The 23,911-nt window shown below is 56.1% G+C and carries 20 protein-coding genes, 1 tRNA gene and 1 pseudogene; 17 read left to right on the top strand and 5 right to left on the bottom strand.

Features of this window, described 5'->3' with window-relative positions; all coding sequences use genetic code 11:
* The first annotated feature begins 14 nt into the window (after positions 1-14).
* The 13 genes from leuC (at position 15) to FHR87_RS09435 (ending at position 15,701) form a co-directional block, all read left to right on the top strand.
* Complete coding sequence (gene leuC, locus FHR87_RS09495; protein ID WP_183166488.1) at positions 15-1,445, top strand: 3-isopropylmalate dehydratase large subunit; 1,431 nt, start codon at positions 15-17, stop codon at positions 1,443-1,445.
* A 1-nt stretch (position 1,446) separates the two neighbouring features.
* Positions 1,447-2,094: a 3-isopropylmalate dehydratase small subunit gene (gene leuD, locus FHR87_RS09490; protein WP_183166487.1), complete on the top strand. Its 648-nt coding sequence runs from the start codon at positions 1,447-1,449 to the stop codon at positions 2,092-2,094.
* Between the two features lie 125 nt (positions 2,095-2,219).
* Positions 2,220-3,302 (top strand): 3-isopropylmalate dehydrogenase, encoded by a 1,083-nt coding sequence (leuB, locus tag FHR87_RS09485; RefSeq protein ID WP_183166486.1) that lies wholly within the window; start codon positions 2,220-2,222, stop codon positions 3,300-3,302.
* A 53-nt stretch (positions 3,303-3,355) separates the two neighbouring features.
* A complete protein-coding gene (asd, locus tag FHR87_RS09480; protein WP_183166485.1) occupies positions 3,356-4,468 on the top strand; it encodes an aspartate-semialdehyde dehydrogenase in 1,113 nt (370 codons plus the stop codon).
* A gap of 459 nt (positions 4,469-4,927) precedes the next feature.
* A complete protein-coding gene (locus FHR87_RS09475) occupies positions 4,928-7,669 on the top strand; it encodes a FimV family protein (protein WP_183166484.1) in 2,742 nt (913 codons plus the stop codon).
* Positions 7,670-7,680: 11 nt separating this feature from the next.
* Positions 7,681-8,529: a tRNA pseudouridine(38-40) synthase TruA gene (gene truA / locus FHR87_RS09470; protein WP_183166483.1), complete on the top strand. Its 849-nt coding sequence runs from the start codon at positions 7,681-7,683 to the stop codon at positions 8,527-8,529.
* A 79-nt stretch (positions 8,530-8,608) separates the two neighbouring features.
* Positions 8,609-9,232 (top strand): phosphoribosylanthranilate isomerase, encoded by a 624-nt coding sequence (locus FHR87_RS09465; protein WP_183166482.1) that lies wholly within the window; start codon positions 8,609-8,611, stop codon positions 9,230-9,232.
* A 137-nt stretch (positions 9,233-9,369) separates the two neighbouring features.
* Complete coding sequence (gene accD / locus FHR87_RS09460; protein ID WP_183166481.1) at positions 9,370-10,317, top strand: acetyl-CoA carboxylase, carboxyltransferase subunit beta; 948 nt, start codon at positions 9,370-9,372, stop codon at positions 10,315-10,317.
* Complete coding sequence (folC, locus tag FHR87_RS09455; RefSeq protein ID WP_183166480.1) at positions 10,314-11,591, top strand: bifunctional tetrahydrofolate synthase/dihydrofolate synthase; 1,278 nt, start codon at positions 10,314-10,316, stop codon at positions 11,589-11,591. The genes accD and folC overlap by 4 nt, the downstream gene beginning before the upstream one ends.
* Before the next feature lie 3 nt (positions 11,592-11,594).
* Entirely contained in the window at positions 11,595-12,245 is a 651-nt protein-coding gene (locus FHR87_RS09450) for an SPOR domain-containing protein (protein ID WP_183166479.1), read from the top strand.
* Between the two features lie 96 nt (positions 12,246-12,341).
* A complete protein-coding gene (locus FHR87_RS09445) occupies positions 12,342-12,854 on the top strand; it encodes a CvpA family protein (protein WP_183166478.1) in 513 nt (170 codons plus the stop codon).
* Between the two features lie 81 nt (positions 12,855-12,935).
* On the top strand, positions 12,936-14,444 hold the full coding sequence (purF, locus tag FHR87_RS09440) for an amidophosphoribosyltransferase (protein ID WP_183166477.1): 1,509 nt from the start codon (positions 12,936-12,938) through the stop codon (positions 14,442-14,444).
* A gap of 42 nt (positions 14,445-14,486) precedes the next feature.
* Complete coding sequence (locus FHR87_RS09435; protein ID WP_183166476.1) at positions 14,487-15,701, top strand: O-succinylhomoserine sulfhydrylase; 1,215 nt, start codon at positions 14,487-14,489, stop codon at positions 15,699-15,701.
* Between the two features lie 43 nt (positions 15,702-15,744).
* Here FHR87_RS09435 and gspD read toward each other — a convergent pair whose 3' ends face one another.
* Complete coding sequence (gspD, locus tag FHR87_RS09430; protein ID WP_246335958.1) at positions 15,745-17,697, bottom strand: type II secretion system secretin GspD; 1,953 nt, start codon at positions 17,695-17,697, stop codon at positions 15,745-15,747.
* A gap of 27 nt (positions 17,698-17,724) precedes the next feature.
* A complete protein-coding gene (locus FHR87_RS09425) occupies positions 17,725-18,369 on the bottom strand; it encodes a type II secretion system protein N (protein ID WP_183166474.1) in 645 nt (214 codons plus the stop codon).
* Between the two features lie 360 nt (positions 18,370-18,729).
* Between FHR87_RS09425 and FHR87_RS09420 the strand changes: the two genes are divergently transcribed.
* From FHR87_RS09420 to FHR87_RS09410, 3 genes are all read left to right on the top strand, one after another.
* A tRNA-Asp gene (locus tag FHR87_RS09420) sits at positions 18,730-18,806 on the top strand.
* Positions 18,807-19,437: 631 nt separating this feature from the next.
* Positions 19,438-19,752 carry a hypothetical protein gene (locus FHR87_RS09415; RefSeq protein ID WP_183166473.1) on the top strand — a complete coding sequence of 105 codons (315 nt, stop codon included), beginning with the start codon at positions 19,438-19,440 and terminating at the stop codon, positions 19,750-19,752.
* Positions 19,753-20,001: 249 nt separating this feature from the next.
* Positions 20,002-20,211, top strand: coding sequence for a hypothetical protein (locus tag FHR87_RS09410; RefSeq protein WP_183166472.1), 210 nt, complete (start codon positions 20,002-20,004; stop codon positions 20,209-20,211).
* A gap of 131 nt (positions 20,212-20,342) precedes the next feature.
* Here the strand turns inward: FHR87_RS09410 and FHR87_RS09405 are convergent, their stop codons facing one another.
* Positions 20,343-20,855: a hypothetical protein gene (locus tag FHR87_RS09405; RefSeq protein WP_183166471.1), complete on the bottom strand. Its 513-nt coding sequence runs from the start codon at positions 20,853-20,855 to the stop codon at positions 20,343-20,345.
* Between the two features lie 520 nt (positions 20,856-21,375).
* Here FHR87_RS09405 and FHR87_RS09400 point away from each other — a divergent pair.
* A pseudogene (locus tag FHR87_RS09400) lies at positions 21,376-22,419 on the top strand (IS110 family RNA-guided transposase).
* 282 nt (positions 22,420-22,701) lie between these two features.
* On the opposite strand, the gene FHR87_RS19180 reads toward FHR87_RS09400, so the two are convergent.
* Both FHR87_RS19180 and FHR87_RS09390 read right to left on the bottom strand, forming a co-directional pair.
* Positions 22,702-23,244 (bottom strand): hypothetical protein, encoded by a 543-nt coding sequence (locus FHR87_RS19180; protein ID WP_246335947.1) that lies wholly within the window; start codon positions 23,242-23,244, stop codon positions 22,702-22,704.
* Between the two features lie 96 nt (positions 23,245-23,340).
* Positions 23,341-23,739, bottom strand: a complete 399-nt coding sequence (locus tag FHR87_RS09390; protein WP_183166470.1) for a VOC family protein — start codon at positions 23,737-23,739, stop codon at positions 23,341-23,343.
* Between the last annotated feature and the right edge of the window lie 172 nt (positions 23,740-23,911).

Genomic DNA, 23,911 nt, shown 5'->3' with positions numbered 1-23,911 from the left:
TGAGGAACAGTCCGATGGCTGGCAAAACACTCTACGACAAGCTTTGGGATATGCATGAAGTGAAGCGGCGTGACGATGGTTCGTCGCTGATCTATATCGACCGCCATATTCTTCACGAAGTGACTTCACCGCAAGCCTTTGAAGGCTTGCGTCTGGCCAGCCGCAAGCCTTGGCGTATCGATGCGAATATCGCGACTCCGGATCACAATGTGCCCACCAGTCCTGATCGCAAGGATGGTGTCGAGGCCATTGCCGACGCGGTTTCGCGCCTCCAGGTCCAGACTTTGGACGAAAACTGCGATCACTTTGGCATTCTCGAATTCAAGATGAACGATGAGCGCCAGGGTATCGTCCATGTGATCAGCCCGGAGCAGGGTGCGACTTTACCGGGTATGACGGTCGTCTGCGGTGATTCGCATACCTCGACCCATGGCGCTTTCGGTGCCCTGGCCCATGGCATCGGAACGTCCGAGGTCGAGCATGTACTGGCGACCCAGTGCCTGGTAGCCAAGAAAATGAAGAACATGCAGGTGTGCGTCGAGGGGCATCTTTCGACTGGTGTTACGGCCAAGGATGTAGTGCTTGCCATTATCGGCCGGATCGGTACGGCGGGTGGCACCGGCCATGCCCTGGAATTCGCCGGTAGCGCCATTCGTGATATGTCCATGGAAGGGCGCATGACCTTATGCAATATGGCCATCGAAGCCGGTGCCCGGGTTGGCATGGTCGCGGTGGACGAAAAAACCATCGCGTATGTCGAAGGCCGGCCATTCGCTCCCAAGAGCGAACATTGGCAGCGCGCGGTCGCTCAGTGGCAAACGTTGGTGTCCGACCCGGATGCACATTTCGATAAGGTGATCGAGCTGAAGGCTGAAGACATCCGCCCGCAAGTCAGTTGGGGAACCTCTCCTGAAATGGTCCTGGCCGTGGATGAGCGTGTGCCCGATCCGTCTGCCGAAGCCGATCCGGTCAAGCGTGATTCCATCCAGCGCGCGTTGAAGTACATGGGGTTGGCTGCCAACCAGCCGATCACCGAGATCAGGCTGGATCGAGTATTCATTGGTTCCTGCACCAACTCGCGTATCGAAGACTTGCGGGCCGCTGCCGAAGTGGCAAAAGGGCGTAAAGTTGCACAAACCGTCAAGCAGGCACTGGTGGTGCCAGGTTCCGGTCTGGTCAAGGCACAGGCTGAAGCCGAAGGGTTGGACAAGATATTCACCGAAGCTGGCTTTGAGTGGCGTGAGCCGGGTTGTTCCATGTGTCTGGCAATGAATGCGGACAAGCTGGGCAGCGGCGAGCATTGCGCTTCCACTTCCAATCGCAACTTCGAAGGGCGTCAAGGCGCTGGTGGGCGTACTCACCTGGTCAGCCCGGCGATGGCTGCGGCGGCGGCAGTGACCGGTCATTTCGTCGATGTACGTGAACTGTTGAGCCAAGGAGTCTGAGATGAAAGCCTTTACCCAACATGATGGTCTTGTGCTGCCACTGGACCGGGCCAACGTCGATACCGATCAGATCATCCCCAAGCAATTTCTGAAGTCGATCAAGCGGACCGGCTTCGGTCCCAATCTGTTCGACGAATGGCGTTACCTGGATATCGGCCAGCCTGGGCAGGATTGCTCCAAGCGTCCGCTGAACCAGGATTTCATCCTCAACGCTCCCCGCTATCAGGGGGCCAGCGTGTTGCTTGCCCGGGAAAACTTCGGTTGTGGTTCGAGCCGCGAGCATGCACCTTGGGCATTGGATGAGTATGGTTTTCGCGCCGTCATCGCGCCGAGCTTCGCCGATATCTTCTTCAACAACAGCTTCAAGAACGGCTTGCTGCCCATCGTTCTTGCAGAAGCGCAAGTCGACGAGCTGTTCAAGCAGTGCCAGGCGCAGGAAGGCTATCACCTTGCCGTCGATCTGGCCGCGCAAACGGTGACCCGCCCGGATGGCCAGCAGTATGCCTTTGACATTGATGCCTTTCGCAAGCATTGCCTGCTTAATGGGCTGGACGATATCGGCCTGACCCTGCAGGATGCCGATTCGATCAAAACCTTCGAAGAACGGTATCGCCAGAGCAGTCCTTGGTTGTTCGGGGCGATCCGATAAAAGTGGAGCTGAAAGCTGAACGAAGAGGGCAGAGAGGCTTGTTCGTTCAGCTTCACCCTTCAGTCTCCAGCGAAGAAAATCCAGCCGGTTCATAAGCTACTCACTCAAGGACTATGGGCAACAACATGGCAAAATCGATTCTGATCCTCCCTGGCGATGGTATCGGTCCGGAAATCATGGCTGAAGCGATCAAGGTGATGCGCCTGGCCAACGACAAGTACCAGCTCGGTTTCGAGCTGATCTTCGATGAGTTGGGTGGTGCTGCCATCGACAAGTACGGCGTACCGCTGGCCGACGAGACGCTGGAGCGGGCGCGCCAGGCAGATGCCGTACTGCTGGGAGCCGTTGGCGGACCGAAGTGGGACAAACTGGAACGTGATATCCGCCCTGAGCGCGGGCTATTGAAAATTCGTGCACAGCTCGGTCTGTTTGGCAACCTGCGCCCGGCCATTCTCTATCCGCAGCTGGCTGATGCCTCCAGCTTGAAACCGGAGATCGTCTCCGGGCTGGATATCCTGATCGTTCGCGAGTTGACCGGCGGCATCTACTTCGGCAAGCCGCGCGAAACGCGTGTTCTCGAAAATGGCGAGCGTCTGTCCCTGGACACCTTGCCTTATAGCGAAAGTGAAATTCGGCGCATCGCCAAGGTCGGTTTCGACATGGCCCGTTTGCGCAACAAGAAGCTTTGCTCGGTGGACAAGGCCAACGTGCTTGAATCGAGCCAACTCTGGCGCGAAGTGGTCGAGCAGGTGGCTAAGGATTACCCGGATGTCGAGTTGTCGCATATGTACGTGGACAACGCCGCCATGCAACTGGTCCGTGCGCCCAAGCAGTTCGATGTGATCGTCACCGACAACATGTTCGGCGACATCCTGTCGGATGAGGCTTCCATGCTCACCGGCTCCATCGGCATGCTGCCTTCGGCATCGCTCGATGCGAACAACAAGGGCATGTACGAGCCTTGCCACGGCTCGGCGCCGGATATTGCCGGCAAGGGCCTGGCCAATCCGCTGGCCACCATTCTTTCCATGTCGATGATGCTGCGCTACAGCTTTGCCCAGACGGCAGCGGCTGATGCTGTCGAGCAGGCGGTCAGCGATGTACTCGACCAGGGCTTGCGTACTGGCGATATCTGGTCCGAAGGCTACAGCAAGGTCAGCACCCGTGAGATGGGCGATGCAGTGGTCGCTGCACTCGCGAAGTTGTAATCTTTTCGGCCCGCGCCATAAGGTTCGGGCCATATTTTTGATAGGTAGCAGCAATGAAACGCGTAGGTCTGATCGGTTGGCGCGGTATGGTCGGCTCCGTGCTCATGCAGCGAATGCTGGATGAGCGGGATTTCGACCTGATCGAGCCGGTGTTCTTCACGACGTCCAATGTCGGCGGCCAGGGGCCAGCCATCGGCAAGGACACTGCCGCGTTGAAAGATGCCTACAGCATCGAAGATTTGAAAAGCCTTGATGTGATCCTGACTTGCCAGGGAGGGGATTACACCAACGAGATCTTCCCCAGGCTGCGCGAGGCTGGCTGGCAAGGCTACTGGATTGACGCGGCTTCTGCACTGCGCATGCAGGATGATGCGGTTATCGTGCTCGATCCGGTCAACCGCAAGCTCATCGATAGTCAGCTGGATGCCGGAACCCGGAATTTTATTGGCGGCAACTGTACTGTCAGTTTGATGCTGATGGCGCTGGGGGGCTTGTTCGAAGCTGGCCTGGTCGAGTGGGCGAGTGCCATGACCTACCAGGCCGCCAGTGGCGCCGGTGCGCAGAATATGCGTGAGCTGATCCGGCAGATGGGAGAGATCAATTCCGCCGTCGCTGGCGACCTGGCAGACCCGGCCAGCGCCATTCTCGAGATCGATCGCAAGGTCGCCGAAACCCAGCGCGATACGGCTTTCCCGGTCGATCATTTCGGTGTGCCATTGGCTGGCAGCCTGATTCCCTATATCGACAAGGAGCTGCCCAACGGCCAGAGTCGCGAAGAGTGGAAAGGGCAGGCCGAGACCAATAAGATTCTTGGTCGCTTCAAAAGCCCGATTCCGATCGATGGAATCTGCGTGCGCATCGGCGCCATGCGCTGCCATAGCCAGGCATTGACCATCAAGCTGAACAAGGATGTTCCGCTCGCTGATATCGAAGGGCTGGTCAGCCAGCATAATCCCTGGGTCAAGCTGGTGCCCAATCATCGTGAAGACAGCCTGCGCGACCTGACCCCGACAGCGGTAACCGGTACCTTGTCCGTTCCGGTTGGTCGCCTGCGCAAACTGAACATGGGAGCGCAGTTCCTCGGGGCCTTCACCGTCGGTGACCAGCTTCTCTGGGGAGCTGCCGAGCCACTGCGGCGGATGCTGCGGATCTTGCTAGAGCGCTAACCTTTCCGGATCGATCTGACGTGATCCTGGAAGCGCCACGTTTATGCGTGGCGTTTTCGTTTCATTGACCCTCTGTTTTTCACAAGTTTTCGCGGCTATCTTGCGGGAAAACCGCAAAGCATGACGAACGCCAAGCTAACCGGGTTCAAATGCCCGGACGTGGCTTGTAGCGATTTGCGGAGTGTGTCGAATATTGCGTGAAAAGATTCTGTTCCGAGCCGCGGACTGCCAGGTAACTTATTGATAAAGCGCTATACGTCAAAGATACTTGTCGCCGAATTTAAATGAAATTCCTGAGTTTTTGCTTCTCTGGCTTGTTTCGTTCTACGCCGGGACGCTCGGTTTCAGATCGGCAACGCGGCATGATGGCGTATGGTCAGCAAGGTTGCCACGACACAGGTTTGAACAATCGCAGGAGTTTTCCCGATTTATCGGGAAAAGATCGGAAGGGATAAAATCATGGTTCGGGTTCGCAATCTGGTCTTGGCAATCGCAGCGGCGAGCACTCTGGCTCCAGGAGCGGCTCTGGCGCTGAGTTTGGGAGATCTCAAGCTGCAATCCTCCTTGAACCAACCATTGGTCGCGGAAATCCAGGTGCTGGACGCGCGTGGCTTGAGCGCTGGTGAAATCGTTCCAGGGCTTGCTTCTCCAGAAGAATTCAAGCGATTAGGGATCGACCGGCCTTATTTCTTCAGTGACTTGAAGTTCGTTGCGGTGCAGAGACCCAACGGCCAGCAGGTGATACGAGTAACTTCCAGCAAAGCGGTTCGTGAGCTCTACATGAACCTTCTCGTAGAGGTCCTGTGGCCGAGTGGTCGCCTCATGAGGGAGTACACCCTCTTGCTCGATCCACCGGTATATTCCACTGAGCCTGCTGTGCAGGCCGCTCCACAATTGCCTGTCACGGCTCCTGCGCGGCGGTCATCGGCAAGTTCTTCCACGTCTGCTGCCAATCGTCCTGTCGGTACCCCCTCGGCCAAGGCAGCCAGATCAGGAACTGGTGAATACCGTACTGTGCCGCGTGATCGGTTATGGGATATAGCGGAGCGATCCCCTCATGGCGGGACGGTACAGCAAACCATGCTGGCTATTCTGGATCTCAATCCCGATGCTTTCATCGACGGCAATATAAACCGTATGAAAAGCGGACAGCTACTACGCCTGCCTACGGCCGAGCAGGTTGCCAGCCGTTCATCTTCCCAGGCGATGGCAGAGGTGAGCCAGCAGAGAATCGCCTGGCGCAACAGCCCAGGGGGAGTAACCAATGCCCGTCAGTTGGATGCAACGCCGCGGCCGGTAGACCAGAGTGTTTCTGCTGAGAAGGTGCCCACCGACAATCTTAGCCTGGTTGCTGCCGATGCCGGCACTTCTACGGCTGGTAGCGAAAAAGGGGTGGATAAAGACCTGATTGCCTCTCAGAACCAGCTTGTTTCTTTAAAGGAAAGCCTGGATTCAAGTACCCGTGAAAATACCGAGCTGAAAGATCGACTCAGCGAGCTGCAAAGTCAGCAGGATAAGCTACAGCGCCTCATTCAACTCAAAGACGACCAACTGGCCAGACTCCAGGAGCAACTCGCTTCGGGAGGGGCAAGCACGGCTACAACTGCAGCAGAGTCAAGCCAGTTTACTCCTCAGGATGCCCCTCCTGTTGTATCAGCTATTCCACCGGCAGTTGCAGCGCAGCCTGACCCCAACCAGGCCGAAGGTGGGGCTTTGCAACCTCTTGCTGCTCCTGTCGAGGCGGCAACTCCAGTGCCGACGCCCGTGCAACCACTGAAGCCTTCTGCTACTGAAGACTATTCGCAGGATGAAGGCTTTCTGGACTCACTTCTTTCGAACCCGGTAATGGTAGGCGCTACAGGTAGTAGTGCGCTACTTTTGTTGCTGCTTGGCTTGATGGCTTCTCGCCGTAAAAGGGCCAAGGACTCAGAGCTTGAAAGCACAGGTAGCGATGACGGACAACCTGATGGTTCATCTGATTTCGATAAAAGTTTGACTAATACTCTTGCTATACCTCTGCCTGAGCAGCCAGATGAGAATCAGGTTAGCGATAAAAATCACGTGGTGGAAAGCAAGAGGGATGTACTCGCTGAGGTCGACACCTGTATCGCCTATGGACGCTTCGGCCAGGCAGTTGAGCTTTTGCAGGAGGCCTTGAAGGATGAACCGGAGCGTAGTGATCTTCGGCTCAAATTCATGGAAGTTCATGCCGAAAGGGGGGATCGCGAAGGTTTTGCCCGTGAGGAAGCCAGGCTGCAGAAAGCCGGCAAGGCTGAAAGCGAGATTGCAAATCTCAAATCCAGATTCCCTGCCATGGCTGTAGTGGGCGCTGGTGCTGCTGCCGGTGCCTACGAATTTGGCGAGTCGATGCTGGATGAGCCCCATCTGGAGCAAGAGTTGATTAAGCAAGGCCCTGATGAGCAGATTCCACCCGATACAGGTAATTCGGCCATGCGGGCAGATACGGCGGATATTGCTCGGGCAAGTGCATCCGAAGCCACTCCATCAGGCGAATTCAAGTTATTGGGTCAGGAGCTTTTGCTCGATAGAAACCCCGATAACGTTACCCAGTCGGTACAAATTGCTATCGATAAGGATGATTCACCTCTTGACTTCGAGTTGCAGGACCAGCTTGCCGATTTTGATCTGGATACTGGGATCGATCCGGCGGCCGTGCTTGTTCCTGCAGGTGAAAACAAACTGGATGGGACTGCTGATAAGCCGGATGTCGAGGCTGTTCCTAACGATGAAGCGCTGAAGTCTCTGAGCTTCGATTTTGATCTTTCCGAAACCTCGGACGAATCTACTCCGACATTCGAACTGCCAGACGATTTCGATCTTTCTTTGGATGATGAAGTAGCTGTACAGGAATCATCATCCAATGTCCTGGCGGCCCGGCTCGATCAGGTCGATAGCGAGCTGGGGGCGTTCCGCAGAACTCTGGATCAACAACAGGAAACAGCGACGGGGCCAGATTCTGAAGCGGAATCGATAGCTGCTTCGGCGATGATGGCGGATCTCGATGGCAATTTCGATTTTCTGGCCGATACCGACGAGACATCCACCAAGCTGGATCTTGCCAAGGCTTATATCGAGATGGGTGATGCGGATGGAGCCAAGGACATTCTGGACGAGATCGTGGCTGAGGGTAACGAAAACCAGCAGCAAGAAGCGCGTGAAATGCTGGCCACTCTTGCCTGATAGAAAACGGGATGTTGATCGATTCTTCTAATAAGGATGCTGCTGGTATTTTCCGGATAGCACTCGGTATCGAATACAAAGGGTCTCGCTATTCCGGTTTCCAGCGTCAGGCCTTTGGTGTGCCTTCGATTCAGGAGGCGCTCGAGGTAGCACTGACGAAAGTAGCGGGGGGACACGAAATTGCGCTTCGTTGTGCCGGCCGAACCGATTCCTTGGTTCATGCCAGTGGCCAGGTAGTCCACTTCGATACCAGCATCGAGCGCAGCATGCATTCCTGGGTTATGGGAGCGAATGCCAACCTGCCTGCAGATATCAGTGTGACTTGGGCAAGGCGCATGCCTGCTCATTTCGATGCTCGCTTCAGTGCTGTGGCCCGTCGTTATCGCTATGTCATATACAACGATCCGATACGTCCCGCCCATATGGCAGAGGAAGTGACTTGGAATCACCGCCCCCTGGATCTTGAAAGAATGCAGGAAGCTGCCCGGTATTTGGTCGGAACCCATGATTTCAGTGCTTTTCGCGCCCAGCAATGCCAGGCGAAATCACCAATCAAGACGGTGCATCATCTGCATCTGCTCAGGTATGGCCGGCTCATCATCATTGATGTGCGGGCCAATGCTTTTCTGCATCATATGGTGCGCAATTTTGCCGGTGTGCTCATGACCATTGGCACCAAAGAGCGGCCAGCTATTTGGGCGCAGGAGATCCTGGAATCGCGATTGCGCAAGAAAGGTGGGATCACTGCGCATCCTTATGGGCTTTATCTGGTGGGTGTCGAGTATCCCGAGGAATTCCAGATGCCCGAACGTTTTCTTGGTCCCCATTTTCTTTCGGGGTTACCGGATTGTTTCGACTGACATATAAACCACAGATATCAGCTTGCGACATTTGGCCTATTTGCTAGTATCCGCGATTTTATATGTGTGGTGACGCCAATTGACTGTGATTCGCAGCAAAATCTGCGGAATTACCCGTGTGGAAGATGCCTTGGCTGCCGCTGCTGCGGGAGCTGATGCGATCGGCTTGGTGTTCTACGCGAAAAGCCCCCGTGCCGTAACTATCCAGCAGGCGCGAGCAATCATTGCCGCGTTGCCGCCCTTCGTCACCACTGTCGGTCTTTTCGTCGATTGCAGCCGTTGCGAGCTCGACGAAATTCTCGCTGCCGTTCCTCTGGATATGCTGCAATTCCATGGCAACGAGACGCCGACCGAGTGTGAAAGTTATCGCCGGCCATGGTTCAAGGCCTTGCGCGTTCGCCCCGGTGAAGATATCCGCAGTCAGGTGGAGACTTACAAGTCCGCAAATGGAATCTTGCTGGATAGCTTCGTGCCAGGTGTGGCGGGTGGAACCGGACAGGTTTTCGATTGGTCGCTGATTCCTGCCGACATTGGCAAGCCTCTGATTCTGGCTGGCGGCCTCACGCCGGAGAATGTTCTGCAGGCCATTGCCCAGGTTCGTCCTTATGCTGTGGATGTCAGTGGTGGCGTAGAGGCCAGCAAGGGGATCAAGGATCCTCACAAGGTTCGTACGTTCGTAGAACAGGTCCGTAGCTTCGTGTGACGTTCGTTATTTGATACACAATGCCCTGGATTATTTGTATGGCGCGCGGTTGGCGCGAGGAGCTGTAGCTCCATGAATTTTGGATCTGCCGGACGTGCTTGCGGGCACGTTACTATTAAAATAGTGGAGAGTGAGACATGAGCAATTGGCTGGTAGATAAACTGATCCCTTCGATCATGCGCTCTGAAGTCAAGAAAAGCTCCATACCTGAGGGGCTGTGGCATAAGTGCCCATCATGCGAGGCTGTTCTCTATCGGCCCGAGCTGGAAAAGTCCCTGAATGTTTGTCCGAAGTGCCAGCATCATATGCGGATCAGTGCACGCAATCGCTTGAATATCTTCCTGGATCTCGAAGGCCGTGAGGAGATCGGTGCTGAACTGGAACCGGTCGACCGGCTGAAGTTTCGCGATAGCAAGAAGTACAAGGATCGTCTTTCCGCTGCGCAGAAGCAGACTGGCGAGAAAGATGCCCTGGTTGCCATGCAAGGCACCTTGATCGGCCTACCAATCGTTGCCTGTGCTTTCGAGTTCAGCTTCATGGGCGGATCGATGGGCGCAGTGGTAGGCGAGCGTTTCGTGCGTGCGGCCAATGTCGCTCTGGAAAAACGCTGCTCACTGATCTGTTTTTCTGCGTCTGGCGGTGCTCGTATGCAGGAAGCCTTGGTCTCACTGATGCAGATGGCCAAGACCTCGGCTGTATTGGCGCGTCTGCGCGAGGAAGGGTTACCTTTCATTTCCGTTCTGACCGATCCGGTCTACGGTGGAGTGTCTGCCAGCCTGGCCATGCTGGGTGATCTGATCATCGCCGAACCCAAAGCCCTGATCGGTTTTGCCGGCCCACGGGTGATCGAACAGACGGTGCGCGAAAAACTGCCCGAAGGTTTCCAGCGTAGCGAGTTTCTGCTTGAGCATGGCGCTATCGACATGATCATCCCACGCAATGAGCTGCGCCCACGGCTTTCCCGCGTCCTGGCCCAACTTCAGGGATTACCCACGCCCGTGCTGCCGATTTCGCTGGCCAAGGAAGCCGAGCCCGATGAGTTGGAGCCATTGACGAAGGAAAACGAGGCGCCGATTTCCGAATGATGGCCAAAGCCCTTGCCGAGTGGTTGGCTCATCTCGAGCAATTGCATCCCAGTGCCATCGATATGGGACTGGAAAGAGTTCGCGAGGTAGGCGCGCGGCTTGGCTTGGAGCGCCTCGCTCCGCGAGTGGTTACGGTTACCGGCACTAATGGCAAAGGCTCGACCTGCGCTTTTCTGGCGTCGCTGTTGCAAACCCAGGGGTTGAGCGTCGGGGTTTACGGTTCTCCCCATCTGCGGCGTTACAACGAACGGGTTTGCATCGATGGCGTCGAGGTGGACGATGCTGCACTCTGCGCGGCCTTCGCCAAGGTGGAAGCGGCCAGAAACGGTGTCACGCTGACCTATTTCGAGATGGGTACCCTGGCCGCGTTCTGCCTGTTTCAGGCCGCGAGTCTGGATGCGGTTGTGCTGGAAGTTGGACTGGGTGGCCGGCTCGATGCAGTCAACTTGGTCGATGCGGATCTTGCCATTGTGACCAGTATCGGGCTGGATCATACCGAATGGCTGGGTGATACCCGGGAAAGCGTAGCTTACGAAAAAGCAGGAATTTTTCGCCCCGGCAAGCCGGCTATCTGTGGTGATGCCGATCCGCCGGCCACGCTGCTCCAGCAGGCGCAAAAGCTGAATACACCGTTGTTTCTGGTTGGTCGAGATTTCGGCCTGAGCGTCGATGCAGCGGATTGGCAATGGCGAGGCTGCCGAAGCGATGGTAACCCTCTGATGCTCGAAAGGCTGCCATTGCTGGAGCTACCCATGGAAAACGCCGCACTGGCCCTACAGGCCCTGGCTCTTCTGGGCCTGCCTTTGGGCAATCCGGCGCTTGCCTTGCAACAGACCCGTCTGGCCGGGCGCCTTGATCGTCGCCTGGTTCGTTACCACGATAAAGACATCTGCCTCCTACTGGATGTAGGGCATAATCCGCACGCGGCTGCTTATCTGGCCTGCCGTCTGGTGGAAAAACCGCCTGCGGGGATCCGGCGAGCAGTATTCGGTCTGCTGGCTGACAAGGATCTGGATGGCATTCTGGAACCTTTGTCGCCATTGATCGACAAGTGGGCCGTGGCAACCTTGCAAACGCCGCGTGCTCGATTGGCCGCCGACCTGGAGCGAGCGTTGTCGGCCAGACAAGCGCAGGTTTCGGCTTTCGATAGCCTTGTCGATGCGCTGGATGCCCAATGCGAGCAAGCGGCAGATGGTGATGAAATCCTGGTATTCGGTTCTTTCTATTGTGTGGCCGAATGTCTGGACTGGCTGGATCGAAATTCTGGGAGGTAATGAATGGCTTGGCTGGATAAAGGGCTCAAGCAGCGGATGGTCGGGGCCGTGGTATTGATCGTGCTGATCGTGATTTTCCTGCCTATGTTGCTGACCCGCAAGGATGAGCGTCGACAGGTTGAGGTCGAGGTACCGCCACGACCGGAAATGCCTGCCATGCCCCAGGCCCAAGTCCGACCGGCAAACGTTCCTGAACCGGTTCCCGTACCAGACCCGGAACCGGTTCAGCAATTGCCGGATCCCGTCGTGGTCAAGCCGGTGGATATCCGCTCGAAGACGAATTCTCCGCCAGCGACCGCCAAGCCCTCCGAGCCTGCGCGCGTGGCACCCAAGGTCGAACAGCCGAAAAAGCCTGAACCCGCCCCGGCCAAGCCTGCACCTGCGGCCGAGCAGAAGCGACTGGATGCCAATAACCTGCCAGTCAGCTGGTCGATCCAGTTGGCCAGCCTGTCGAGTCGTTCCAATGCCGATGCGCTAGTACAGAAACTACGTGCACAGGGATACAACGCCTATCTGCGTGTGGTCGATGGCATGCACCGGGTCTTCGTTGGTCCCGTTATCGAGCGTGCCGAAGCCGACCGCCTGCGTGGACAACTGAGCCGCCAACAGAACGTGAATGGTTTCGTGGTTCGCTTTCAGCCCGAAAGGCACTAAAAAGCGAAAGAAGAGGGCGGCGGCAAGGTGCTGTCTTAACCCTCGGTGTGGCCTCTGCTAGAATTCGCCACCTTTCCACCATGACAGAAGCATGCCGTGGCACTCACTTGGGTCGATTGGGCCATTGTTGCAATCGTGGTCATCTCCAGTTTGATCAGCTTGAAAAGAGGCTTCGTCAAGGAAGCGCTTTCTCTGGTTACCTGGATTGTTGCCGCTATCGTCGCCTGGATGTTCGGCGGTTCTCTGTCGCACTATCTGGTGGGCTACATCGGTACGCCTTCGATCCAGGTCATTGCTGCCTGCGCCCTGTTGTTTATCGCTACCTTGCTGGTCGGTGCCCTGGTCAATTTTCTGCTGGGCGAACTGATTCGGGTTACCGGATTATCCGGAACCGATCGTTTTCTGGGGATGGCCTTTGGTGTGGCACGTGGCTGTCTGCTGGTGGTAATTCTGGTGGGGTTGTTGAGCTTGGGCCCGGTCCAGCAGGATGTCTGGTGGCAGGAGTCTACTTTGATTCCACATTTTCTCCGGATAGCGGACTGGTCGAAGAATTTCATTTTGCGCATGAGCGGCCAATGGAACGCTGGTTCGCTCGGTATTTCTGGTTGAGTTTTTCATCGGTGCGTCAGAGCTAGAGCGGCGTGTTTCACTCAACTTGCAATCTGTACTGTTATCGAGGGGTTCTCTCGCATGTGTGGCATCGTCGGTATTGTCGGTAAGTCGAGCATCAATCAAGCGCTGTATGATGCACTTACCGTGCTACAGCACCGGGGGCAGGACGCGGCCGGTATCGTGACTTGCCATGATGGCCGCCTGTTTCTGCGCAAGGATAATGGGCTTGTCCGCGATGTCTTCCAGCAGCGCCACATGCAGCGGCTGGTAGGCAACATGGGGATCGGCCATGTCCGCTATCCTACTGCCGGCAGCTCCAGTTCCGCTGAGGCGCAGCCTTTCTATGTAAACTCGCCGTACGGAATTACCCTGGCTCACAACGGTAATCTGACCAACGTCGAGCAGTTGACCAAGGAAATCTACGAATCCGACTTGCGGCATGTGAATACCAATTCGGATTCGGAGGTCCTGCTGAACGTCTTTGCCCACGAGCTGGCTGTACAGGGCAAACTCCAGCCGACTGAAGAGGAGGTCTTCGCGGCGGTTTCCAAGGTACATCGGCGCTGCCGGGGCGGTTACGCGATAGTCGCCATGATCACTGGCTACGGCATTGTCGGTTTCCGCGATCCGAACGCCATCCGTCCGATCGTTTTCGGGCAACGGCATACCGATCAGGGGGTGGAATACATGATCGCCTCCGAAAGCGTGGCATTGGATGTGCTCGGCTTCACCTTGATCCGTGATCTGGCGCCGGGCGAAGCGGTATATATCACCAGCGAGGGAGAGTTGTTCACACGTCAGTGCGCAGACAACCCGAAATATTCCCCCTGCATCTTTGAGCATGTCTATCTGGCGCGTTCGGATTCCTTCATGGATGGCGTATCCGTCTATAAGGCACGCTTGCGCATGGGCGAGAAACTGGCCGAGAAAATCCAGCGTGAGCGGCCTGACCACGATATCGATGTGATCATTCCAATTCCTGATACCAGTCGTACCTCGGCGCTGGAGCTAGCCAACAAGCTGGGCGTGAAGTTTCGTGAAGGCTTCGTCAAGAACCGCTATATAGGCCGTACCTTCATCATGCCCGGCCAGGCGGCACGCAAGAAGTCCGTGCGCCAGAAGCTCAATGCCATCGACCTCGAATTTCGCGGCAAGAATGTGATGCTGGTGGACGATTCCATCGTACGCGGCACTACCTGCAAGCAGATCATCCAGATGGCCCGCGAAGCCGGTGCAAAAAAAGTCTATTTCTGCTCGGCTGCGCCAGCGGTGCGCTATCCCAATGTCTATGGTATCGACATGCCCAGTGTGCACGAACTGATCGCGCACAATCGCACCACCGAAGAAGTGGCCGAGCTGATCGGCGCCGATTGGCTGATCTATCAGGATCTACCCGATCTGATCGAAGCGGTGGCCGGCGTTAAAAAAGTGAAGGTCAAGGACTTCGATTGTGCGGTGTTCGATGGCCACTATGTGACAGGCGATGTCGATGAGGCTTACCTGAACAAGATAGAAATGGCCCGCAACGATGCGAGCAAGACCAAGGTAAACGTGGTCAACGCGATTATCGACCTCTACAACAATTAGTGGTGACAGGGTTTTTCGCCACTATCGGCAAGGTGAATCAGCATGACGATTGAATGGGAAGCCGGTCGGCTCGACAGTGAACTGGAAGGCGCAGCGCTGGATACCTTGGCGGTCCGTGCTGGCCAGCATCGAACCCCGGAAGGCGAACATGGCGAGCCGCTGTTCTTCACTTCGAGCTATGTCTTCCGAAGTGCGGCCGAAGCGGCAGCGCGTTTTGCCGGTGAGCAGCCTGGCAATGTCTATTCGCGCTACACGAATCCGACGGTACGCATCTTCGAAGAGCGCATCGCAGCCCTTGAAGGCGCCGAGCAGGCCGTGGCTACCTCTTCCGGCATGGCGGCGATCATGGCTGTGACGATGAGCCTGTGCTCGGCAGGGGATCACGTACTGGTGTCGCGTAGTGTATTCGGCTCCACCGTCTCGTTGTTCGAGAAATACTTCAAGCGCTTTGGCGTCGAGGTCGATTACGTACCACTGTCCGATCTTTCTGCCTGGGAGCAGAGCTTCAAGCCCAATACCAAGCTGTTGTTTGTCGAGTCACCTTCCAACCCGCTGGCCGAGTTGGTGGATATCACCGCCCTGGCCAGAGTAGCCCATGAACACGGCGCCCTGTTGGCCGTGGACAACTGCTTTTGCACGCCAGCCTTGCAGCAACCACTGGCTCTGGGTGCGGATATCGTGGTGCATTCGGCAACCAAATATATCGACGGCCAGGGCCGCTGCCTGGGTGGGGTTGTGGCTGGCCGCAGCGAACAAATGAATGATGTGGTGGGTTTCCTGCGTACTGCCGGTCCAACCATGAGCCCCTTCAACGCCTGGGTTTTTCTCAAGGGGTTGGAAACCTTGCGCTTGCGCATGCAGGCGCATTGCTCGACTGCTTTCGCGCTGGCCGAATGGCTTGAGCAGCAACCCGGTATCGAGCGGGTCTACTATGCTGGCCTGCCCAGCCATCCGCAGCATGAGCTGGCTCGCCGCCAGCAGAAAGGATTCGGTGCTGTGCTGAGCTTCGAAGTAAAAGGCGGAAAAGAAGCCGCCTGGCGTTTTATCGACGCCACGCGACTGATTTCCATCACGGCCAACCTGGGCGACAGCAAGACCACCATCACCCATCCGGCCAGTACGACGCATGGCCGCCTGGCACCGGAAGAGCGCGCCAGCGCTGGGATCAACGACAGCCTGATCCGGGTTGCGGTCGGGTTGGAGGATCTGCAGGATCTCAAGGCTGACCTGTCGCGGGGGCTTGCGGTAATCGGCTGACCGTCAGGCATTCCGGGGCTGCCCGGAATGCCTTATCACCGATTCAACGATGTTGTTGCCGGCGCAGGTCTACAGCAGAAGGCGGCATTGGTTTGGCACGTCCATCGAAAAGCTGTTGGGCGTCTGATGGCAAGGCGGTTGGACTGGTCGGGTCCGGATTGATCAGATGTATATCCGAGTATTTCTTGCCGGCCATGACATCCAGACCGGCTTTATCCCGGACGATGGTCGGTCGTAAAAAGACCATCAGGTTGCGTTTGACATGGGTGTCTTCGTTGGAGCGGAACAAGGCGCCGATCAGCGGGATGCTGCCGAGAAAGGGAACCCTGTATTCAGAGTTGGTAATGTCATCCTGAATCAGGCCACCCAGCACAATGATCTGGCCATTGTCAGCCAGCACAGTGCTTTTGATTGACCGCTTGTTGGTAATCAGATCCACAGCGGAAGCGGCAACGGTCGCGCTGGGTGACAAGGAAGAAATTTCCTGTTCGATTTCGAGCCGCAATGTCGCGCCTTCGTTGATGTGGGGAACCACCTTGAGGGTCACGCCGATATCCTGGCGTTCGATGGTCGTGAAGGGGTTGCTGGCACCGGTTGCGTCGGTGGTGTACGAGCCAGTCTGGAAGGGTACGGTCTGGCCGACCAGGATTTCCGCCTTCTGGTTGTCCAGCGTCAACAGGCTCGGAGTCGACAGCAGATTGCTCTTGGAGTTAGCGGACAGTGCGGTGACCAGCATATTGAAGTCGCCGGAAGTAACCCCCAGGATAGCGCCGTCAGGCAGGCTATTAGGGATTTCGTTATCTCTGATAGCGTTCACCACGCTACCGACACTCAGCCCGGTATTAGCGAAATTGACCCCACCGATGGCTCCGCGACTGCCGCGTGAATCAATGGCCCACTGGACGCCGAGCGCATCGGTGATATCTCCCGACAACTCGACGATCGCCGCCTCTACCAGAACCTGGGCACGTGGTACATCGAGCTGGCGGACGATACTTTCCAGGGTTTCGACCAGATCCGGATCAGCCAGCATCACCAACGCATTAAGGCTTTCGTCTGCTCGGATCAGGATATTCGACTGCTGGCCAGAAGCGGCTGGTTGAGCAACGGCCGGTACATTGCCGCCACCTTGCGCCGCAGCGATGCCTTCCGAGATGTCTCCGAGGGTTTCGGCCATGGATTTGGCATCGCCGTAACGCAGGCGAATGACACGAGTATTGGCCGAACGGGTACTGGGTGTATCCATGGTCTTGGCCAGCGCCGCCAGACGCTCACGCGCCTGCGGTGGGCCGAGAAAGATCAGCCGATTGGTTCGCGAATCGGCGATGATCTGCGTACCAGCGGTATCCTTCGAGTCGGCTCGCAGCGTGGAATTACGCAACACGTCGGCAATGTCCACGGCCCAGCCATATTGGACATTGAAGGCGCTGTAACCATGGCTTTCGCCGTTATCCAACTGGCGTACCAGGGTTTCGATCCGCCTGATATTGGCACTGCGATCACTGATGATCAGGGCATTGGCGGATGGTACGGCAGCCAGGTGCCCGTATTGCGGAACCAGGGGCCTGATCAGTGGAATCAGTTCACTGGCTGGCGAATTCTGTACCTGGATCACCCGCGTTTCCATCAAATCGCCGCCGCGAGGACCGGTTCCTGCCTCGGATTTTGCCTCGGCATTAGGCACAACACGTACGACATCGCCCTGGGCCAGTACACTGAAGCCGTGAGTAGCCATGACCGACAGGAACAACTGATAGATCTCGCTCAGCGACAGCGAGGCGTTGGAAACTACACTAACCTGGCCCCTGATGCGTGGATCGACAATGAATGTCTGGCCGGTGATCTGGCTGATCTGATCGATGAAAGCGCGCACGTCGGCGTCTTTCAAATTGACCGTCCAGCCTTCTTCCTGGCGGGAGTTGGTTGGTTCGATACCTGCTGCAGCAGCTGGCCAGTGCTGGGTTGCGGCGATGGTGCCGACAAGGACGGCGGCCATGAGCGAGCGTGGGAAAATCGGCATCGTTTAATTATTGTCCGTAGGCTGTTCTTCGGTAGACGCAGGAGAATCTAGGGGAGACTGCTCCAGTTGCTGGCGAAGCATCTCCATCTGCTTTCGCAATTGTTCCACGGCGGGGTCCGGCTGTTTCTCAGCTGCTGGTGGCTCGTAGGCTGGAGCAGAATGAGCGGGATTAAAGGCTGCGGGAGAATTGCCGAGCAGAGGAAAACGCAGGGTTTCCAGGCGACCGTTGCGCAGGATTTCCACCCGGTCGGAATAAACACCTTGTAGGCGCAAACCCGCCTCAATGTCTTCGCCTGAGCGGTAGAGCTTGGGAGTTGCCCCGTTGTACTGGATGATTGCACTGGACTGCTGCGGGTTTCTATTAACCAAGCTGCCAAGCAGCACCAATGAACTGTCACTCGCCGGTGCAGCGACAGCTTCGGTGGAGGGCGGCGGCGGGGTACCGAAAAGAGCACCGAGACGCTTGAAGTCGAGACTGGTATCAGTCTTGGGTGAGTAGTTATCGGTATTTTGTGGAGATGTGCGCATCAATTGTAGCCAGCCGCTAATCTGCCAGGCGAGAAAAGCGGCGAATAGACAGATGAACGTCGTACCTGTCAGCAGGGGAGCATGCTGCCGACATTTCTTCAAAACTCCTTGGAAAGGCAAGCGGGAGACTCCATGGAGCTTCAGGTTTCATGAATGCATTCCGTATAGGCGCACTTCGATCGGTTATTCGGGAATACCGATACTCCAGTGCTAAACCTTACGGGGCGAGAATGGACTAGCTGTATGACAGTTTTTATGCAGACTCTTACTCTAAATTAGCGTAGCGCTTCGCTTGTTTAGTATAGGAATTTTATATTGCTATTGCCAGGCTACGATATTTTAGAAACGAATTAGTCATCAAACAAATAAGTTGACTTAAAGACAGCTACTGCGTAGATTTCGCGCCTCGCAAGCAGAGCCGCTTCGATCTGGTAGTTGGAATTTCTGGCTTGCGAATATGGACTTAGGTCCAGCCGACACGCAGCGGTAGTTCAGTCGGTTAGAATACCGGCCTGTCACGCCGGGGGTCGCGGGTTCGAGTCCCGTCCGCTGCGCCATATCTGCTTCCAGTGAATGTCTGGATGCCTTGGAAATAGCGGCTTTCTGCCGCTTTTCCTATCTATCTTTTATCTAATGATATTCCTCCGAAATCTGCACTCTAGTCATGTCCTGTAGATGGCTTGACGCGGGAAGGGCTCGAAGCCCACAACAATGAGCGCAGTAGGGCAATGACGCGAGAAGCGGAAGGCGGAAGATGCTCTCGTGTGCGCAGTGTTACCTGGTTTCTGCTCACCAGAATCAGGGATTGCCCGGCCGGGCAGTAACACTGTTTATCTGATATTTCTTTGATTTTTGCAGGTATTTGTTCTGCAATTTTCTACTTTACAATGCGTGCACAGGCAACTCTGACCGGGAATGGGCAACTGCCGACTGGCGTTGTTCGTCAGGCATCGCGATAGCTTGGGGAGCATGACCACCTACATCGGGCATTCGCCAGCAGATTGAATTGAAGCAGTAATGTCGGTGATTCGTTTTTACCATGAAGCCAGGTGGTTGGTGTTCTCATCACCGGGCTGTTTCTCCTGTGGCTATCCATGGAACTGATCTGCCTGATGTGTTCTGGTGCAGCTCGTAGTGGCGGCCGGGTAAAAGGATTCTTGGCACATCGGGTAAAAGGAACCCTGACGTATGAAAAGATTTGCCTCTCTCTCCCTGCTCCTGTTCTTGACAGGGAATTCGGCAACTGCCTCTGAGGTCATGCCTGCGCGCGATGACAATAGCATTGGTAGTGGCTATGGCGGCATGACTCTCATGATGTTGGGCTCCGTTGGTGGTCCGGCAGGCGCACTGATTGGTGGTATCGCTGGTGTGTTCGTGGGTGGCAAGGCAGATCAAGCCGTGCGTAACTCGATGGATGATAGCAATACAACGGGTAAAGTAAGGATCGGCCCGCTGGAGGAGGGCGATAAACCTTACAGCGAGACAGGGAAAGGCAGTGAATGAAAGAGCCGGGCGATAATCGCTTCCCCACGGGACAGGGGCGGGATTGATGTGTCCGGCTTTGCGGACTACAGGGTTCTGTAAATGATCCGGACAGTTCCGTAGCGGTCTTGTTCATCAGGCACTGTAATGACCTGAAAGGCAAGGCATTACCTAGCAATCGAGCATTCGCAACAACGAGCAGGGAATAAAGTGAAGCAGCAAATTCGACGATTCACTCCTCATCAGAACAGCAAGGTAATTGGCGTACTCATGGCGATCGTCGCTGTGATCTTTGCCGTGCCGTTCTTCTTGTGGCTATCCTATCTGGACCCGGAGCACAGCCCACCACGAATCCTGATCATGCTGCTGCCGCTGATCTATCTGATATTCGGTTACGTGAGCGTGATTGTCAGCTGTTTCTGCTACAACTTCATGGCTCGCTTCATCGGCGGAATCGAGTACGAGACCAAGGACCCATAGGGATTAGGGGGCAGCCCATTTGGTTTTCGCGTTCGCCAAAGAGCGCAGTATGCAGGGAAAACACAGGAGGTCTTACTCTGACAATGGCTTGCTCGATACTGCAAGCCCAACCTCCCCAATGAAGTATCAATTTAATTATTTTGTAGTGGATGCTGGTGGTTGTAAAAGCCTATCCAATCGCTGATCACGCGCAAGATTAAACCGCCCCGGGGCGGTTCAATGCACCTCTCTGCGAGGTCGAGGGCGTCGATGGTGCCAGACGCGGTAACTACAGTGTAGCGACCCTTAACTACGTTGCCGCCACCAGACCCTGTCAGCCAAGTAGATGTGTCGTACCTCTTAGCCGCAATATGAGGCTGACGCCCAGAGCGAATGTTGCGCTCTAACCGACAATGTTTTGAGCCATTGCAAAGATCTGTGCAGATCTTCAGCTCGTTGTGTGAGTTGATGAACTCATCAACTTGTGAGGCAGTTATTCCGACCTTGTTGAGATGAATAATCCAGTCCCTGACGTAGTAGCAATGCATAAAAAAACTAATTGCATCATCCTCGTAGAGGTCGCGATCGGCCGAGGTAGTGAATATTCCGCTGTACAGCGACCGTAGGCGGTCGAGATAGCGGCGGGCTCGCTCTAATTGCTCCACGGGGATGTCTCGTAAGGCGCCTAACACCAGAGTTCAGCCGCGTTGTAGCGGGCCGCGGCCTGGGTGGCAAGCTCTTTCGTACAGCCCAGGCCGCGGGCCGATGCAACGTCGGCTGCGACGACTCGTTAGGCCGCAACTCCGCGTACTCGTGAGTATCCATGCGCTACGGGAGCGGTCCGATCTTGGAGATCCACGGCCGCTTTCTTGTCAGCGCGCCATAGATGGCGTTGGCTCCGATCACCACCAGCGAAATGCCACCTATGTAACGCCACGCAGCTCCTGTTTGGTCAGAGAACAACGCGTAGAGCCCAGTGCCGAGCAACAGAAGGCCGAAAATGGCGGCGAACGATCTCTCTCCATTCCCCATATTCGTTCCCCAAAGCCGACGATGCGGCGAGCGGCCTAACGCCTGAAATAAGCCGACCCGCGAAGCGGGTTCGGCTTGAACGCTGTAATGGACTCTCCTCGCGCCACAGTTCTATACCGAGAGCAGTGGTGACTGATTGTTGGGAGAGGCCTTATGAAGCGTATCGCAGTTGATCTGGCCAAGTCCGTTTACCAGGTTGCCGAGAGTGTCCGTGTCGGTCAGGTGGTGCAGCGCAAGCGGCTGAACCGAGCGGCGTTCAGGCGATATATACAGGAGCAACTGGAGCCGGTCGAGTGGGTGATGGAGGCCTGCGGTACGGCCCATCACTGGGGCCGTGTAGCCCAGGCGCAGGGGCATCGGGTGACGTTGCTGCATCCGCGTTATGTGCGTGCTTATCGACGCCGTAACAAAACCGACTGCAACGATTGCGATGCGATGCTGGAAGCCGTGCGTTGCAAGGATATGCATCCGGTGCCAGTGAAAAGCCATGAGCAACAGCAGGTGCAGTAACTGCACGGGTTGCGCGAAACCTGGAAGAAGAGCCGTACGCAGCGCATCAACCTGCTGCGTGGCATCTTGCGTGAGGCGGGTATCGAAGCGCCGGCTGCGACTCAGGCGTTTATCCGTGCCGCCCACGAGTGGGTGGATCAAGCGGAGCTGGCCCCCTTGAGTCATCAACTACATATCGTCCTGGCGGAAATCAACTTGTACGAGCAGTGCATGGTCGAGTGCGAGCAGCAACTCAAGCGCTGGCATGCTGAGGATGAAATCGTGCACAAACTGGATGAAGTCAGCGGTATAGGTGTGTTGACTGCCAGCGCCCTGAAGGCGGCAGTGGGCAGGCCCGAGCGTTTTGCCAATGGTCGCCAGCTCAGTGCCTGGTTGGGCATGACGCCACGCGAGTTCAGCAGCGGTGAGCGCCGCCGGCTGGGTCACATCAGCCGGCAGGGCAACGGCTATGTGCGAACGCTGTTGATCCATGGTGCGAGGGCGGCATTGTTGGCCGCTCAGCGTTGCCAGGTGCGCACCCCGGAGAGGCTGACCCCGTTGCAACGCTGGGCTGTCGAGACCGCAGCGCGTATTGGTCACAACAAGGCGGCAGTAGCCTTGGCCAATAAACTGGTGCGAATTTGCTGGGCGGTGTGGTGCCATGAGCGGCGTTTCAGCGGTGACTGGCAGAGCGTAAGGTCCGCCTGACGGCGGGGTAATCAAGTAGGTTGTGATGGTTTTCTTGTGGTTGTGGTGAGTAGCAACACTGTCGGAACAGGCGAGTCCTGCAACGGAACAAGGCCGATAACAATCATGATCCGTGCGATCGGTTGAACGCTTGGCCCCCGCAGCGCGAACTACAGAATGGCCAGGGCGATAGCGTCCAGCACAGGCCGGATATACGAATGCAACCGCGCTGACGACAGGATTGGAAAAGCTATTTCTCACTACTTGTGGGGAGAGTCCATATATGAACTGTTAGCCGTCAGCTCAACGCGCATACTGAGCAACATAGTCTTGCTTCTTCTCGTTCCAATGAAAACCCAGTTCAGTGACTGACGAGGAGCTGCTGGCAAAGGTGCTGAAGAGGCTTATAAGATCCTCGATAAGTAGTTCATAAGCCCACTTGTTGCGCATGAAATCGGAGAACACAAGCATGCCCTTGAAAGCGGTACGCTCTGACCGTGTTTGCATCCAATAATGGTGAATGAGCTGGTTGCAGACATCAAGTGCACCAAGTTCTGACGGCTCTGGACTTTCCATATCAAATCGGTCTTCCGGGAATCCTGCACCAACATTCGTAAAGGGCTTACTCCCGATCTTTTTGTATCGGACGACAGGCATCTTTGCGCCACGAGCGCGATCATTTACTTTCGGACGCTCAAGCAGAGAGCGTACCTGGAACGCCACCAGCATCAGGCGACGCTCATACAGAACAAGCTGTTTCTCCGACCACCTACGGTAGCTGCGATGCCTCTTGAGCCACGCTAACTCCGCGCGCAGTTCTTGGCGCCAATACGTTGATTCAATCATCTACTCAGCTCTTGCGTGACGTGCAGAAAAACCTCACTTGACGGCTAACGTTTGACTTAAGCGGACCGCCGAAGGCGGGTCCGCTTGAAGGAAGGGTTAGGCGTCGCGTTTGCGGAACTGAACAACGTTTCCTTCCGGGTCATGGCCGTCGAGGTGCAGCTGACCGCGCCACTGCCATGCTGCGGCGATCGGTTTGGCTCCGCCACCTGCCGCGGTGGCCGCGCTACGAACACGATCAAGATCTTCCACCAAGAATGAGAACTTCATCGGAGTTTCCTCTCTTACGCGCGGCGGAACCGAGATATGTACTTCGTTCGCAAGCGCTTCGGGCATCTTGACCACCGCGATCTCGAGATCAACGTCACCAACGATGACGAATCCAGGCTCCTCCTCAAGCACAAGGAGCGAAAGCGTTCGTTTGTAGAACGTCGCGACCTTCTTGATGTCCTTTGCGTAAATGACCATGCGCGCGAGGACTGGTGGTGCAACACTCATTGCTCGAATCTCTCCCTTTGAAACGACTGCTGATCTGAGACGCCTAACGCCTGAATTAAGCCGACCCGCGAAGCGGGTTCGGCTTGAATGAGTAAAAAGGAGACTTCCCACTTCAGCGGCTTTGCCGCTCGGCATCGAGTGCCATGATTGAGTTTCGACCAACAATCAGATG

The sequence above is a fragment of the Azomonas macrocytogenes genome, assembly GCF_014191985.1.
Classification (GTDB): domain Bacteria; phylum Pseudomonadota; class Gammaproteobacteria; order Pseudomonadales; family Pseudomonadaceae; genus Azomonas; species Azomonas macrocytogenes.
The sequence above is the reverse complement of the archived record's forward strand: the minus strand, read 5'-3'. Positions and strand labels throughout refer to the sequence as shown.